Genomic DNA, 13,558 nt, shown 5'->3' on the forward strand with positions numbered 1-13,558 from the left:
ATCAGGCTCTTCAACACCTGCTGGCCGCCCGACGCTTCGCCGTCGTTCAGGCCGACCTCGCCCTTGCCGTCAAAGTTGAACTTCACCTGCAGGCCGGCTTGCGCCAGCACCGCATCGTCGTTGTCCAGATGTGGCAGCTCGGCCTGCGCCATCACGCCGGCCAGTTCGCCCAGCTCCTGCACGTTTTTCTTGTAGCGGCGCACCGTCGCGCGCAGCACGTCGATGTAGCGCTCGCGGGCGTTGAAGGCGGCGATGCGGGCCATCTCGTTGCTGGCGCGGCGGTCGCTGAGCTGGGCCTCCTGCTCGTGCACCTGGGCGCTCATGCGGGCATGGCGGTCGATGACCGTGGCGTCGGTCTCCCACACGCCCGTCTCCAGCTCCTGGTCGACATGCCGGGCGCGGATGCCGGCCTGGTGGGCGTTCTCGAACTCCTCGGTCAGCGCTGCCAGCGCGTTAGGCGCGATCCAGCCCGCAGGGAAGCGACCGCGCTGCGCCCGCGACTCGGCCGAGGCTGCCTTCAACGCGGTGAGCCGCGCGGCCTGGTCGCGGGCGCGCTCAGCCGCTGCCTTCTCACCGTCGCGCAGGCGCAGCTGGGCGGCCTCGTAGGCCTGCTCGTTTCGGGTGGCGTCGCGCAGCACGCGGTCGTGCTCGCCGTCCAGCGTCGTCATGCGGGTGGAAGCCTCGGCGCGGGCCTGCTTCAGCGCCGGCAGTCGGGCGCGGGCTTCGGCAAAGTCCTGCGCGCGTTCGCTCAGCTCCTGCGCGGCCTTGTGGCCTTGGGCGGCGCGCTGGGCGTCCTTGAGCTGGCGCTCGGTCTCGCCCTGGGCCTTGGCAATGCGCGTCAGCTCGCCGTCCAGCCGCGTGACCTCGGCCTCCAGCGAGGCGCGCCGCGAGGCGATGGCGTTGGCGCCGAACTGGTGGTCGCGCGGTTCGACGAAGACGCTGCGGCCACCGCGGCCGGTGCGGTAGTAGGCGTCCGCCGTGATCCATTCGCCACCGACGCGTGCGCCCTCCTCCGTGGACGCCACGCAGCGGATGCCGCCCAGCTCGCGCAGCAGCCAGCTCGGCAGCGGCGCCGTGACCTTGAGCGCGGCCAGCACGCTGCCGGCCGGCGCAGCCGTCGCCGCGGCTGAATCGGACACGACGTAGTGCCGGTAGCGCTGCTTGGCCGCGATGTCGAAGGCGCGGCCTTCATCGCTGCGGTGTTTGAGCACGACGACCCAGCGCGACGGCCGCAGCAAGCCCTCGGCGGCGGCGCGCCAGGCTTCGTCGGCGATGTCGATGCTGTCGGCGACGAAATGGTGGGCGATGCCGGCTTCATCCAGCGCGCGCTTCAGCGGCGCGACCTCGGGCGGCGCGGGTGGCAGCTTCTTGCCGGCCAGCTCGGCGAGCTGGGCCTGGGCGCGGTCGGCCTTGTCGCTGATGCGGGTGTAGTCACCGCGCAGCCGGGCCTGTTCGGCCGCCAGCGCCTGGGTGCGGGCGGCGAGCGCGGCGGCATCGGACTCCACATCGGCCAGCGCGCGCAGCTCGTCCTCCCGCTTGGTCAGCAGCTCCACCGGGCGCTCGGCCTCGCGGGCGGTGTCAAAGGCGGCTCGCGCCTCGCGCTTGTCGGTCTCCAGCGCCACGAGGCGGGCCTTGGCGGCTTCCTGGGCGGAGAACAGGCCCAGCAGCGCGGCGCGCTGGTCGGTCAGCGCGCGCGCATCGGCCGCCGCAAACAGGCGCTGGCGGTGCAGCTCGCGCGCGTCCAGCGTGGTCTTGTCGCGGGCCTCACGCCACTTCATGACCGGCAGCACCTCGGTGGCCAGGCGCTCGCGCTCCTTGATCTTGGCCTCGCGCAGCCGGTAGCTGGTGACGCGGTTGGCCAGGTCGCTGAGCTGGGCCTGGGTGTGGGCCAGCTCCTGCGCGGCCTTGTCCACCTCCTGCGTCAGCTGCAGCTGGTGGCTGCGCGCCAGCTCGTAGCGGTCCAGCACCTCCTGGTCGCCGAACACCTCGAACACAAGGCGCAGCAGCTCCTTCGGGCTCAGCTCGCAGAGCCGATCGGTCTGGCCCTGCTCCAGCGCCAGCACGCGGCCGATGGCACGGGTCAGACCGGCCGCTTCCAGGCGCTTGCGCCAGGCCTCCACGCCCAGCCAGTCGCGCTCGCTGCGGGTGGCCAGTTGCTCGATCTCGTGCACGCCGTCGCTGATCAAGTAGCGACGCACCCAGTCGCCGCCTTGCCTCTCGATGCGACAGGCCAGCGTCACCTGATCGGCATAGAGCAGCGACGACGCGAACGGCCGGCTGCTGTTCTGCCGGCCGCGCGGCCGGTTGTCCACCACGGCGCGCAGCCAGGCGGTCTCGGCATTGGCGTGGCGGGCGTAGGTCTTGTACGTGCGCCCACCCGAGCACTCCAGGCCGAGCAGCGTGCGCAGCGCGTCCAGCAGCGTCGTCTTGCCCGAGCCGTTGGGGCCGGCGATGGTGATGATGGCGCCGTCCAGCGGCAGGCTCACGCGCTGGCAGTAGTCCCAGTGCAGCAGTTCGAGGCTTTGAAGGTGAAACATCAGTCGTCGCTTCTGGCTGCGCGCGCTTCGGCCAGGGCCGGCGCGGCGAAGGGGTCGGTGGTGCGGGCCAACACGTCGGCCAGCGCGCCGTCCAGGATGCGGGGGGCCAGCGTGTCGTAGTCCAACAGCAAGTCCAGCAGCGGGCCCTCGGCGATGTCCTCGCCCTTGCGGGTGATGAAGCCGTGGCGCTCCAGCAGCTTGAGGTTGCCGTCCAGCCGCGTCTTCTTGCCGAGCTGGTCGCCAAAGTCGGCCAGCAGGCTGCGGTAGCTCAGCAGCGGCGACACGCTGGCGGCCGTGGGCAGGGGCTTGGCGGCGGCGAACATCTCGCCCTGGTTCTCGCCAGCGTCGTTGCTGCGGGCCAACTGGCGCTGGCGCTTCGGCAGCACGATCAGGCTCCACAGCACGATCAGCAGCGACACGCCGTCGCGCGGCAGCTCCAGGTTGTTGTTGGCGCCCAGGCCGGTCTCGCCGAACACGGCGCTCTCGGCCGGGCGCAGCAGCGCCACGGTCACATGGTCGGCGTAGACGTTGTCCACCAGCCGCAGGCCCACGCCGGCCAGGCGCTCGGTCACGGCGGTCCACAGTTCCGCGTCGATCAGCGCGCGCTTGACCAGCGGGTGGCTGCGTGGCAGCCAGCGGCGGGCCAACAGCTGGGCCGCAAGCGAGGCGGCATCGTCGAAGTTCGGGTTCATGGCGTCTCTTTGATCAGCGCGCCCTGGCTCATCCAGCGCACGAATTCATCCGTCACCTCGCCCTGCTCCGCCGCCCAGCGCACGCGCCAGGGCTGGCGGGCCATGTCGCCGGTGGCGCCTTGCAGGTGGCGGGCCTGCTCGTCGCCCAGCAGCGGCAGCAGCTGCGCGCGGTAGGCGGCGCGGGCGTAGCTGCCGCCCAGCACGGCGGGGGCCACGGGTTGCTCGGTGTGGCCGGCTTCGGCCCAGCCGTTCAGCAGCAGCTGCATCAGGCCCATCTCGGGCGGCAGGCTCATCACGGCCAGCTCGCCGAGCGGCGCAGCCACGGCGGCCGGCAGGCCCTCGGGCGCGGCGGCCACGGGGCGGTCGCGCTCGAACTCGGCCTCGGCGCCGTCCACCAGCTCCTGCGCCGCCACCATGACCGGCTGCAGGCCGACCGAGACCAGGCCCGCCGCCAGCGCATCCAGCTGCGGCACGGCCTGCAACCAGCGCCGCACGTCGGTGGTGGTGACGCCGGTGGAGCCCAGCGTCACGCGCTGGCGGTCGGCCTGCTGCAGCGCGCGGTTGAACTGGCTGGCCATCGCCAGCAGGCTGGCCTGGGCGCCGCCCAGCTCGCGGGCCAGGCGCTCCAGGCGCGCGTCGCCGTGGGTCTGGGCCTGCTCGATGATGGCCTTGAGCGCCTCGCCGGCCCGGTCCACCAGCGTCAGCGCGCGCTCGAAGCGCTGGCGCGCGCGGCGCAGCTGGAACTCGCTGCCGCTGGCCATCGCGTCGGCAAACTCCTCACGCAGCCGGGCCAGCTGGGCCAGCAGATGCTGCAGCTGCGCCGGCTGCAGCAGTCCGAGCTGATGGGCGCCGGCCACGCCGGCCAGCAGCGCGGCGAGGTCGGCGTCCTGGTCGGTGGCGTCGGCCGTCAGCGGCTGCAGCAAGCCCACGAGCTGCTGGGCGAGCGGCGTGACGGCATAGGTCTGCGCGGTGGCGTCCCAGGCCAGCAGCTCGGCCTCGCGCAGGCGCTTGAGCACGCTGTCCAGCACCTCGTCGCGCAGCACATGGAAGGCCTGGTTCAGCGCATCGCGCGTCAGCCGCGCATCGCGCAGCGCCATCAACTCCAGGAACACCCACAGCCGCAGCTTGGTGACGCGCGCATCGCCCTGGAACAGCGCCCGCAGCGCGGCCTGCAGCGGCTCCTGGCGCTCCAGCTGCCACCACAGCAACGCGTCGGCCGGCGCGGCGCCGTCACGGAAATAGTCCTCCAGGCGAAGGGCGTCATCGCTCTCGGGCAGGGAGGTGGGCGGCGGCGTGGGTTGGGACATGGGGCGCGGATTATCTGTTCAGCCGCCGCGCGCGCTGCCGCACGCCCGCCTGGTGCATCACTGGGGGTTTGCGAGGGAAGGCGCTGCCGCTACGCTGCGCGCCACCGCACCCCTGCCCATGCCTCACCGTCGCCTTCTCCCCACCTCACTGCTGCGTGCCGCCCGCGCCAGGTGGCCCGGGCTCACGCTCGGCCTGCTGGTGCTGGTGCTGGTGCTGGTACTGGTGCTGGTGCTGGGCTGCCTGCCAGCCACCGCCGCGCTGGCGCTGGACTGCCCGGCCATGCCGCAACAGGTGTCGCGCGACGCCGAGGTCGAGGTGCGCGTCGGCGTGCGCGGCCTGGGCGCGGCGAGCGGCCCCGAGCTGGCCACCAAGACGCGCCTGCTGAGCAACGATCTGCTCGGCCGACTGCCCCAGGCCGACCGCGTCTATCTGGAGCAGATGATGTTCGCCAGCTATTGCTCGGCAGTGCGCAGCGACGCCGCGCTGACCGAGGCCGAGCGCCAGAGCCGTGTGAAGGCCTATGCGCGGGAGCTGCGCGCAACGCTGGCAGCGGCACGCCTGCCCGCGCCGGCACCTGTGAACCCGCGCGACGCCGCCCGCGCCGAACTGGCCCGGCTACCGCTGCCCTACACCGGCGAGGCCTTCGTTGCCGCCGCCCGGGAGGGCAACGCCAAGGCGGTCGATCTCTTCATTGCCGCCGGCATCGACGTGAACGCGGTCGACGGCGACGGGGTTCCTGCGCTGGCCTACGCGGGCTCGAAAGGCGACCTGCCCCGGGTGCGCGCCCTGCTGCGCGCAGGCGCCCGGGTGGACCTGCACATTCCCAGCCGCGCGGTCAGCAATGCGTCGCCACTGAGCTGGACGGCCATCAGTGGGCAGGACGAAGCGCTGCGGCTGATGCTCGCCACGCGCCCGGCACGCGAGGTCATCGAAGGTGCTTTCGTGCTCGCTGCCGGCGGCGGCCACCCACGCACGCTGGATCTGCTGCTTGCCCAAGGTGTAGACCTGAAGAAAACGGGCGGGCGGGCGCTGCTGGAGACCGCCGTCTGGCTGGAAAGGGAGCCCGACAAGGTCGCCGCCGCGCGGCGCCTCGTCGAACTCGGCGTGCCCATCGACACCGCCGACGACGAGGGCTGGACGCTGCTGCTGCAGGCCCTGGCCAAGCAACGCCACGAGATCGCGCGTTTTGCACTGCAGGCCGGCGCCGACCCCAACCACCGCTGCAGCTGCGGCGGCTACATGGAAGGCGGCTTCAACGCCCTGGGCGTCGCCCTGCTGCAGAACGACGCGCCATCGCCCGAGCTGCTGCGCGCGCTCATCGACGCCGGCGCCGATGTGCGTTCACGCAGCAGCACAGGGCGCACGCCACTGCTGATCGCGCTGAAGCGGCCGGACCCTGAGCTGATCGCGGCCTTGCTGAAGGCCGGAGCCCAGGCCGGCGACCGCGACGCCGAAGGCCAGACGACGCTGGGGCTGGCGGCGCAGGCCGGTGGTCCATCGACCGAAGTGGTGCGGCTGCTGCTTGCCGCTGGCGCCGAGGCCGACCCGCGCGACGGCCGGGGCGCCACGCCGCTGATGGACGCGGCGGCAAACGGCGGGCTCGAGACGATGGAGCTGCTGGCCAAGGCGGGCGCGGACCTGAACGCGCGCTCCCGGCGCGGCCGCACGCCGTTGATGGTGGCCGTGCTCTCCGAACAACCGCAGGCGGCGAAGTGGCTGCGCGAACACGGTGCCCGCCTGGACGCGCTTGACGAGGACGGCCTCGACGCCCAGGCTCACGCACAAGGCCTGCAAGGCAATCTCAAAACCCGCATGCTTGCGGCGCTCAACACGGGAGTTAGACCATGAGCATTCATTACCTTCACTCCTTTCATCCACGTCGACTCGCGCTGCAGGCGCTGTCGTGCCTGCTGGCACTCGGCGCCCCGGCCGCCCAGGCGATGGACTGCCCCGACCCGCCCAAGCAGCAGCAGCGCGACTGGGACACGCTTGTTCGCACGGAGGTCGGCCGCATCGGCCCGGTGCGCGGCGCCGAGTTGGAGGCCAAGGTCAAGAACGTCACCCAGGACCTGCTCGTCAAGCTGCCGAACGCAGACAAGCTCTACCTGGAGCAGATGATGTTCTCGGCCTACTGCAGCGCCCTGCGCGACGACAAGTCCGTCAGCGAGTCCGTCAAGGCCAGGCAGATCCTCGACTACCGGCGTGAACTGCAGAAGGCGCTGAAGCCCTGAAGTGAAATGCCCCTCGCCCAATCTCGCCCTGCTGCATGCGGGCGAGCCCAGTCGGTCCCCCGAGGGGACGCCGATGCTTCCGGCATTGAGCCGCTCGCATCGCCAGGCGGGCCGGCTTGGGAGCGGCCCGGCGCTCGGCCCGAATACCCCGGTGGCGCCGGGCGACCCGGTGGGATGACTGGGCAGGGAAGTCAGTCGCTTGCCTTTGAGCGTTCGTGCAACGGCCCGCTCATGCCCAGGTAGTCAGCATGGGATGCGGACTATCGATGGCGGCGGCCCCACCCTTGGCGGCCGACAAACTAGGGTGTCGGCGCTTTTGACAAACCCACGCCGACACCCGATGCAGCCGCCGCAGCGCACCCATGAAGCCGCCCCAGTGGCATCGAAATTGCGCAGTGTCTTGCTACCACCTGGAGGAGGCACCATGACCCGTCGTTCACTGCTCGCCACTGCCGCCCTGACCCTCGCTGCTGCGGCACCGCAGGCCCAGGCCGCCCTCATCATTGACTACGCCAACTTCACCGGCACCTGCGGTTCGACGCTGAGCTGCGTCGGCTCGGCAGCCGTCGACGCCGGTGGCGACCTGCGAGTGACGCCCTCAAGTGGCGGCGCCGGCGCGGGCTACAGCAACACAGCCATTGCGCTGGGCTCTGGCGCCACGTTCAGCACCTCCTTCCAGTTCCGCATGAGCGACGCCGGCGGCATCGCTCCGGCCGACGGCTTCACCTTTGTCGTCTCTCAGAACACGACCAACCTCGGTGGTGCTGGCGGCGGCCTGGGCTATTTCGGCGTCGGCAACAGCGTTGCCATCGAGTTCGACACCTTCGACAACGGCGAGAACAGCAGCAACCACGTCGCGCTGGACACGAATGGCTCGCTGTCCAGCCTCGTGCAAGTCAACCCCTACGGCGTCGCAAGCTGCACGTTTGGCAACTACGGCGCCGCCGGCTGCCTAAGCAACGGCAAGATCTGGTCGGCCTTCATCAACTACGACGGCACAACGCAGTTGCTCAATGTCAGCGTGCAGGAAGCGAACTCCGCGCTGATCCAGCTGATCACCAACTACAGCGTCGACATCGCCTCGGTCTTGGGCACCAACAATGCCTACGTCGGCTTCACGGCTGCGACGGGCGCGGGTGTCCAGAACCACGACATCCTGAACTGGCAGCTGGCCAACGACACCTCTATCGTCGGCCCGGGCCGCCTGCCCGAGCCCGCCAGCCTGGCGCTGCTCGCGCTGGCTGGCGCTGCGGCGATGGGCGCTGGCCGTCGCCGCCGGGGCTGATCGGCCCACCGACGCGGCGTTCGAGTTTTGCGAACGCCGGCGTCAAGACGACTGAAACCCGGCGGGCCGCCACAGCCCTAGCCTTCAGGGCATGACGTCCCCTCGCCTACCTACCTTCTTCCTCTCCCACGGTGGCGGCCCCTGGCCGTTCATGGATGGCGACTACCGCCGGGCGCACGCCAAGCTGGAGGCCTCGCTGCAGGCCCTGCCCGCCACGCTGCCCGAGAAGCCCAAGGCCATCTTGATGATCTCGGCGCACTGGGAGGAAACCGCCTTCACGGTGATGACCTCGCCCGCGCCGGGCATGCTGTACGACTACGGCGGCTTCCCGCCGCACACCTACGACGTCGTCTACCCGGCACCGGGCGACCCGGTGTTGGCCGAACGCGTCGTCGCGCTGATCGAAGCCGCCGGGCTGCCCGCTGCGCGCGACGACAAACGCGGCTTCGACCACGGCGCCTTCTGCACGCTGGTGCCGATGTATCCGGATGCCGACATGCCGATCGTGCAACTGTCGCTCAAGCGCGGCCTGAGCCCGGCGGACCACCTCGCGCTCGGCCGAGCGCTGGCGCCCCTGCGTGACGAAGGCGTGCTGATCCTAGGCAGCGGCTTCAGCTTCCACAACCTGCGCCTGTACGGCATGTCGGGGCGTGAACCTTCGGCGGCGTTCGACGGCTGGCTGCAGGCCGCCGTGCCCTCGCCCGCCGGCCGCGACGAGCGCCTGCAAGCCTGGGCACAAGCGCCCGCCGCGCGCGTCGCGCACCCGCGCGAAGAGCACCTGCTGCCGCTGATGGTGGCCGCCGGCGCCGCCGAGGGCGAGGCCGCAGTGTGCAGCTATCACGAGACCGATTTCATGGGCGGGGTGACGGCGTCGAGCTTCCGGTTCGGCTGAGTCGCCTTGCCGCCGCCGGCTGTACCGAGGCGCGGGCCGGGACCCGCCACCTACACTCGCCGCCACGATGACACGTCTGTCCGCGCTGGCCGAGCAATGGGTCGCCATCAGCCAACTGCTCGATGAGGCGCTGGCACTGCCAACGACGGCGCACGCCGCGTGGCTGGACGGCCTCAGCGGCGAGGCTGCCCATCACCGGGAGACGCTGCGCGCATTGCTGCAAACGCAGGCCAGCCTGGAAACCGACGACTTCCTGCAGACGCTGCCCCGCGGCGGCGCCTCGCCGCTCAATGCGCCCGGCTCGGAGCCGCGCGAGGGCGAGCAGATCGGCCCCTACCGGTTGATCCGCGAGCTCGGCCGCGGCGGCATGGCGCTGGTGTGGCTGGCAGAACGCAGCGACGGGGTGGCCGCGCGCCGCATTGCGCTCAAGCTGCCGCGCCAGGCCTGGGGCCAGGCCTTCGCCGAGCGGCTGACGAGAGAGCGCGAGATCCTGGCCGGGCTTGAGCACGATCACATCGCGCGGCTGTACGACGCCGGCACGGACACGCAGGGGCGGCCCTTCATCGCGATGCAGTTCGTCGAGGGCGAGCCCATCGATGCCTACTGCCGGCGCCACGCGCTGCCCCCGGCCGGGTGCATCGGCTTGCTGCTGCAGGCCATGGCCGCCGTCGCGCATGCCCACGCACGGCTGGTGGTGCACCGCGATATCAAGCCCGGCAATGTGCTGGTGGACACGCAGGGCCGCGTCACGCTGCTGGACTTCGGCGTCGCCAAGCTGCTGGACGATGGGCTCACCGGCGCCACGGCGCTGACGCAGCTGTCCGGCCGCGCGCTGACGCCCGACTACGCCAGCCCCGAGCAGATCCGCGGCGAGCCGCTCGGCACGGCGAGCGACGTCTACAGCCTGGGCGTGCTGGCCTACGAGCTGCTGGCCGGCACCAGGCCCTACCGCCTGACGCGCGGCACAGCGGCCGAGTTGGAGGAGGCCATCACGCTGACCGATCCGCCGCGCGCCAGCGATGCCGCGGCCACGCCCGCCTTGAAGAAGGCGCTGCGCGGCGACCTGGATGCCATCCTGGCCCGGGCGCTCAAGAAGGACGTGGCCGACCGCTACACCGGCGTGGACGCCTTCGCGCAGGACCTGCAGCGCCACCTGCGCGGCGAGCCGGTGCTGGCCCGGCCGGACGGCACCGCCTACCGCGTGGCCAAGTTCGTCGGCCGGCACCGGCTGGCGGTGGCGCTGGGCTCGGCCGCGACGCTGTCGCTGCTGGCCGGCGGCGTCGTGGCGGCCTGGCAGGCCCACCAGGCCCGGCAACAGGAGCAGCGCGCCACCGCCGAGGTGCGCCGCCAGCGGGCGACGCAGGACCTGTACATCGAGACGCTGTCACGGCTATCGGTGCTGGCGGCCGAGCAACCGCAGGCGCTGATCAAGCCGGGCGCGGTGACGTCGGTGCTGGTGGAGAAGCTGCGCGACCTGGCACCCAGCGTCGCCGACCGTCCCGACGAGCGCGGCGCGCAGCTCGAAGCGGTGATGGTGCAGCTGAACTACGACCACCGCTTCAACGAATCCCTCGCCATCGGCAAGGAATACCTCGCGCACCTGAAGGCCCACGGCGCACCGCCGTCGCAGGTCATCAACACCTACGCGTCGCTGGGCCGCACGCTGTTCCAGCTGGGGCGGCTGGATGAGAGCGAGGCGATGCGCCGCGCCGGCCTCGACTGGGCAGCCGACACGCACGACCGCGAGACCGAGCGGCTGCGCATGACCATCGCCTCCGACCTCGGCGGCCTGCTGACCAACCGCGGCCGGCGCGACGCGGCGCTGACGGTGCTGACCCAGGCGGATCAGCTGGCCGCGCGGTACGGCAGCGACCAGCACCTGCGCTACGAGCCGCTGATGCGGCTGGGCATGTTCCACCTGGGTTTCGACGACGCTCAGGCGCTGCAGCTGCTGCGGCAGGCACGGGTCGAGCTGCGCGCCAATGGCGCCGCAGACGACGACACCCGCGGGCTCATGGACTGGCAGCTGGGCGACGCGCTGCTGGCCAGCGGGCTGACGGCCGATGCGCAAGCGGCGCTGGCGACGTCGCTCGCCAGCTACCGCCGCGCCGACGGCCGGGACAGCCGCAGCGCCGTCCGCGCGTTCGGGCGCAGCATGGCCGTCACCGCACGGCTGGACCCGGCCCGCGCTGCGGCGCTGATCGCGGCCGAGCGCGAGGTGCTGGGCCGGCACGCGGACGGATTGCCACCGATGGCCGACTCGTTGCTGCGCGCACGCGAGTTCGAAGCCGCCTGGCTGAGCGGCGATGTGGAGCAGTCGCTGTCCCTCGCGCTGCCGGGCGATGCGGCACTCAAGTCGCCCGCCGCAGTGCGCGAGAACGAGGTGCTGATCCTGCTGGCGGCCCAGGCCGCCACGCAGGACGGCCGGGCAGGCGCGGCACAGCGTCCGCTGGAGGCGCTGCTGGCGCACTGGCCCGATGGGCACACGCCCAAGCGCACGCGCGTGCGCATGGAACAGGTGATGGCCGAGACGCAGCTGGCCGCTGGTGCGCCGGCCGCCGCCCGGGCGACAGCGCAGGCACTGGCCACGATGATAGAAGGCGCCCATGGCAGCACCAGCCAAAGCTACCGCGCTGCGCTGTCGGTGGTGGCTCTGGCCGCTGCGCGTGCCGGCGACGCTCAGGCCGCCCGGCAGGCGCTCGCGCGGCTGGCGACGCTGCCGGTGCCGCCCGCCCCTTCCGCAGCCGAGCATGCCGACACCGAACTGCGGCGCGCCGAGACGCTGGCACTGCTGGGCCACACCGGCGACGCCGCTGCCATCGCGCGCAGCGTGCTGCCGGGGCTGCAAACGCAGCATCCGCGCAGCCCGCGCCTGGCTCTCGCCCGGCGGCTCAGCGCGGCGGGCGGCTGAGCCGAGCGGGCGGAGCGCCTTGCGCTCAGACGTGGCGCGCGGCCTCGGCCTGCAGCAGCGTGAACAATTTTTTTCGATTGCGGCGGGCATGATGCCCGGCGACGCGGCATCTCCATGTTGAGGCACCCGCGCGCCTCACCCCCCGCCTTCTCATCGCCCGAATGATCGACACCTTGATCCGAACCCTCGCCGAGAGTCACCGCCACGGCACCCGCCTAACAGCCGCGAACTGGCGCGATGCCGTGCAGACGCAGGCGCATGCCTACGCCGTGCAGGATGGCGTCGCCGCCGCGCTAGGCTGGCGACTGGACCGCTGGAAGGCAGGCGGCGCCGGCCCGCAGGGGCCGTTCAGCCATTCGCCGGTGAACCCCGTTGCCGGCACGGCGCTGCTGGGCGTGGAAGCCGAAGTCGCCCTGCGCGTCGATTCGAACGGCTCGCCCGAGGCGATGTGCATCGCCGTCGAGCTGGTGGCGTCGCGCTGGACAGAAGGCCTGGACGCGCCAGCACTGCTGCGCATGGCCGATCACCAGTCCAATGCCGGCCTGCTGCTGGGCGCCTGGCAGCCTTACCGCGATCTGGACTGGGCGAATCTCGAATGGCGCCTGACACTGCCAGGCCAGCCACACATCGTGCGGCGCGGCGGGCATTCGCTGGCCAACCCGGCGGGCGTGCTGCCGGCGTGGTTCGCGCATGCGACGCGCGGCGGTCGTGCCATCGAGGCCGGCACCGTCGTGACGACAGGCGCCTGGGGCGGGCTGCATGCGGTCACCGGCGCAGCCCACGGCACGCTGAGCTTCGAAGGCCTGGGCGAGTTCGCCTTCTAGAAAAGCCGCCGCGTCGCCCACTCGCGCAGCGGCGTGAACAGCAGCGCAAAGCCCAGCACGTTCAACACCACGGTCAGCCAGAAGAGGCGGCGGAAGGCCGGCTTCACGCTCTTGTGGCGCAGCATTTCCTGCGCGAGCAACGCGCCCGGCCAGCCGCACAGCAGCGCCAGGCCGTGCAGCGTGTTCTCGGCCACGCGCCAGGCGCCGCCGACGCCTGGATTGCGGGCGGCGCGCTTGTCCAGCGCGTAGACGATGAAGGTCGCCATGCTCATCGCCGAATAGGCGCCCCAGGCCGCGTTCGGCACGCCCCACAGCAGGTGGCAGCCCAGCACGAAGACCGCGAAGCCCGGGATCACCAGCACCACGCGGCCACGGTCACGCGCCTGCGCCACAGGCGGCATGGCGCGCGGCGCCAGGCCCTGCACGTCGACCGCGCGTTTCTTGCCCTGCGCATCCTGGCCTTCGCGATAGCTCAGGCGCTCGCCGACGAAGGGGCGGTGCGGCCTGAGCCCAAAGGCCTTGATGTGGACGAAGACCTTGGCGCCGCCGTCGTCGGGCGTGATGAAGCCGTAGCCCTTGGCGTCGTCCCACTGGCTGAGGCGGCCGGTGGCCTGGGCAGGTGCTGATCTCATACTGGGGGCGGACTGTGCCAGAGGCCCGGCCTGCCCCGCAGCGCAACCCGCCGTTAGGGCGTGACGGGAGAGATCACGGGAGCAATGCGGAACATCAGCACGCCATGCGGCGCCACGGTGCCGCCGTGGCGGCCGCTGACGCCCAGGGTCTTCTTGCCCGACCACAGGTCGTGCACGTTGGCCTTGAGCTTGGCCGGCAGGTCGAGCTGCTCCCACGCCACGGCCATGTCGGCGGGCTTGTCGCCA

General features: G+C 71.8%; 11 protein-coding genes. 6 read left to right on the top strand and 5 right to left on the bottom strand.

What is annotated here, in order from left to right; translation table 11 throughout:
• The 3 genes from ABIS05_RS08085 to ABIS05_RS08095 form a co-directional block, all read right to left on the bottom strand.
• Positions 1-2,537 (bottom strand): ATP-binding protein (locus ABIS05_RS08085; protein WP_348009817.1); only part of this gene is annotated, 2,537 nt, incomplete at its 3' end.
• Positions 2,537-3,229, bottom strand: a complete 693-nt coding sequence (locus ABIS05_RS08090) for a hypothetical protein (RefSeq protein WP_348009818.1) — start codon at positions 3,227-3,229, stop codon at positions 2,537-2,539. The genes ABIS05_RS08090 and ABIS05_RS08085, both read right to left, overlap by 1 nt.
• Entirely contained in the window at positions 3,226-4,536 is a 1,311-nt protein-coding gene (locus ABIS05_RS08095) for a hypothetical protein (RefSeq protein WP_348009819.1), read from the bottom strand. The genes ABIS05_RS08090 and ABIS05_RS08095 overlap by 4 nt, the downstream gene beginning before the upstream one ends.
• Before the next feature lie 118 nt (positions 4,537-4,654).
• Here ABIS05_RS08095 and ABIS05_RS08100 point away from each other — a divergent pair, with 118 nt between their 5' ends.
• The 6 genes from ABIS05_RS08100 to ABIS05_RS08125 all read left to right on the top strand — a co-directional run bounded on the left by ABIS05_RS08100 (position 4,655) and on the right by ABIS05_RS08125 (position 12,680).
• Positions 4,655-6,385 (top strand): ankyrin repeat domain-containing protein, encoded by a 1,731-nt coding sequence (locus ABIS05_RS08100; RefSeq protein ID WP_348009820.1) that lies wholly within the window; start codon positions 4,655-4,657, stop codon positions 6,383-6,385.
• Entirely contained in the window at positions 6,382-6,768 is a 387-nt protein-coding gene (locus ABIS05_RS08105) for a hypothetical protein (protein WP_348009821.1), read from the top strand. Before ABIS05_RS08100 ends, ABIS05_RS08105 begins: the two co-directional genes overlap by 4 nt.
• 424 nt (positions 6,769-7,192) lie before the next feature.
• Positions 7,193-8,053: an L-type lectin-domain containing protein gene (locus tag ABIS05_RS08110; RefSeq protein WP_348009822.1), complete on the top strand. Its 861-nt coding sequence runs from the start codon at positions 7,193-7,195 to the stop codon at positions 8,051-8,053.
• Positions 8,054-8,144: 91 nt separating this feature from the next.
• Positions 8,145-8,945, top strand: a complete 801-nt coding sequence (locus tag ABIS05_RS08115) for a class III extradiol ring-cleavage dioxygenase (protein WP_348009823.1) — start codon at positions 8,145-8,147, stop codon at positions 8,943-8,945.
• 67 nt (positions 8,946-9,012) lie between these two features.
• Complete coding sequence (locus ABIS05_RS08120; RefSeq protein ID WP_348009824.1) at positions 9,013-11,856, top strand: serine/threonine-protein kinase; 2,844 nt, start codon at positions 9,013-9,015, stop codon at positions 11,854-11,856.
• Between the two features lie 161 nt (positions 11,857-12,017).
• Entirely contained in the window at positions 12,018-12,680 is a 663-nt protein-coding gene (locus ABIS05_RS08125) for a hypothetical protein (protein WP_348009825.1), read from the top strand.
• On the opposite strand, the gene ABIS05_RS08130 is transcribed toward ABIS05_RS08125, so the two are convergent.
• Positions 12,677-13,312 (bottom strand): cold shock and DUF1294 domain-containing protein, encoded by a 636-nt coding sequence (locus tag ABIS05_RS08130; RefSeq protein WP_348009826.1) that lies wholly within the window; start codon positions 13,310-13,312, stop codon positions 12,677-12,679. The genes ABIS05_RS08125 and ABIS05_RS08130 overlap by 4 nt on opposite strands.
• 53 nt (positions 13,313-13,365) lie before the next feature.
• Positions 13,366-13,558, bottom strand: a 193-nt coding sequence (locus tag ABIS05_RS08135) for a hypothetical protein (protein ID WP_348009827.1), incomplete at its 5' end; no start/stop codon positions are given.

This window comes from Roseateles sp. (assembly GCF_039929605.1).
Classification (GTDB): Bacteria; Pseudomonadota; Gammaproteobacteria; order Burkholderiales; family Burkholderiaceae_C; genus Pelomonas.

Coding starts and splice junctions, on each gene's coding strand:
- ABIS05_RS08090 (WP_348009818.1), bottom strand. CDS start 3,229: ATGAACCCGAACTTCGACGATGCCGCCTCGCTTGCGGCCCAGCTGTTG.
- ABIS05_RS08095 (WP_348009819.1), bottom strand. CDS start 4,536: ATGTCCCAACCCACGCCGCCGCCCACCTCCCTGCCCGAGAGCGATGAC.
- ABIS05_RS08100 (WP_348009820.1), top strand. CDS start 4,655: ATGCCTCACCGTCGCCTTCTCCCCACCTCACTGCTGCGTGCCGCCCGC.
- ABIS05_RS08105 (WP_348009821.1), top strand. CDS start 6,382: ATGAGCATTCATTACCTTCACTCCTTTCATCCACGTCGACTCGCGCTG.
- ABIS05_RS08110 (WP_348009822.1), top strand. CDS start 7,193: ATGACCCGTCGTTCACTGCTCGCCACTGCCGCCCTGACCCTCGCTGCT.
- ABIS05_RS08115 (WP_348009823.1), top strand. CDS start 8,145: ATGACGTCCCCTCGCCTACCTACCTTCTTCCTCTCCCACGGTGGCGGC.
- ABIS05_RS08120 (WP_348009824.1), top strand. CDS start 9,013: ATGACACGTCTGTCCGCGCTGGCCGAGCAATGGGTCGCCATCAGCCAA.
- ABIS05_RS08125 (WP_348009825.1), top strand. CDS start 12,018: ATGATCGACACCTTGATCCGAACCCTCGCCGAGAGTCACCGCCACGGC.
- ABIS05_RS08130 (WP_348009826.1), bottom strand. CDS start 13,312: ATGAGATCAGCACCTGCCCAGGCCACCGGCCGCCTCAGCCAGTGGGAC.